Annotated in this window: 1 protein-coding gene; it reads left to right on the top strand. The window is 71.5% G+C overall.

The genetic code is table 11. The annotated features are described in order from the left end of the window. The coding region (locus L995_RS21100; protein WP_047473486.1) for a sensor histidine kinase at positions 1 to 1,438 on the top strand (1,438 nt) is incomplete at both ends.

Raw genomic sequence — 1,438 nt, 5'->3', positions numbered from 1 at the left:
CCGCGTCGTGCGCCAGCGCAGGCGGCTGGCCGCGCTGCGCCTGCGCAGCCGCCTGGAGCTGGAGACCGTGCTGCGCCAGCATGCCCAGGAGCTGCGCACGGCCCAGGACGGCATCGTCCAGGCCGCGCGCCAGGCCGACACGGGACTGAGCCGCAGCCTGGAGCACCTGCCCCAGGGCGTGGTGGTGATCGATGCCGACCTCAACCTGGTGGCCTGGAACTCGCGCTACGTGGAGCTGTTCCGCTTTCCCTCCGAACTGCTGCGCACGGGCCAGCCCATAGAGAACCTGTTTCGGTACAACGCCCGGCGCGGCCTGCTGGGGCCCGGCCCCATCGAAGAGGCCATCCACCGGCGGCTGCAGCATCTGCGCAGCGGCAGCCCGCACCTGCGCGAAAGCACCAAGGACGACGGCACGGTGCTGGAGATCCGCGGCAACCCCCTGCCCGACGGCGGCTTCGTCACCAGCTATGCCGACATCACCAGCTACAAGAACGCCGCACGCGAGCTGCGCTCGCTGGCCGATGCGCTGGAGCAGCGCATTGCCGAGCGCACGCGCGACCTGGCCGAGGCCAAGCGCGAGGCCGAGCAGGCCAACCGCTACAAGACCCGTTTCGTGGCCGCTGCCGTGCACGACCTGCTGCAGCCTCTGAACGCCGCGCGCATGTTCAGCTCCCTGCTGCGCAGCCATCTGCATGACGAGGCGGGCCGCCACGTGGCCGACAGCATCGACGGCGCCCTGGCCGCGCAGGACGCCATCCTGGGCAGCCTGCTGGACATCTCGCGCATGGAATCGGGCCAGCTGGAGGTGCGCGTGCGCGACTTCGCGCTGGGCCCGCTGCTGCAGGTCATGCGCCACAACTTCGGCATCCTGGCCGAAAGCCGGGGCCTGCGCCTGAGCGCGGTGGACACGCGCTGCGTGGTGCGCAGCGACGAGGCCCTGCTGCGCCGCATCCTGCAGAACTTCCTGTCCAACGCCATACGCTACACGCGCCAGGGCCGCATCGTCATCGGCTGCCGGCGCCAGGGCCAGCAGTTGCGCATCGAGGTGCACGACCAGGGACCGGGCATTCCCGAGAGCCTGCAGCACGAGATCTTCGAGGAATTCCGCCGCCTGGACGAGGGCCATGGCGACGACCGTGGAGCCGGGCTGGGCCTGGCCATCGTCGAGCGCCTGGGCCGGCTGCTGGGCCATGAGATCGGCCTGCGCTCGCAACTGGGCCAGGGCAGCGTGTTCTGGGTCTGCGTGCCGCTGGGCGACCCGGGCGCCGTGCCGCAGATCGCCGCAAGCGCGCAGACCGGCGACCCGGACCAGGATGCACCGCTGCAAGGCATGAACGCCTGGTATGTGGAGGACGATCCCCAGTCCTGCACCGCCATGCGCGCCCTGCTGCAGCGCTGGGGCTGCAGCGTGCCGCTGGCCGGCGGCCCGGCCGAGGCG

It is taken from the genome of Delftia sp. ZNC0008, from assembly GCF_000799035.1.
In the GTDB taxonomy this organism is placed as follows: Bacteria; Pseudomonadota; Gammaproteobacteria; order Burkholderiales; family Burkholderiaceae_C; genus Comamonas; species Comamonas tsuruhatensis.
This window is presented reverse-complemented; position numbering and strand designations above follow the sequence as displayed.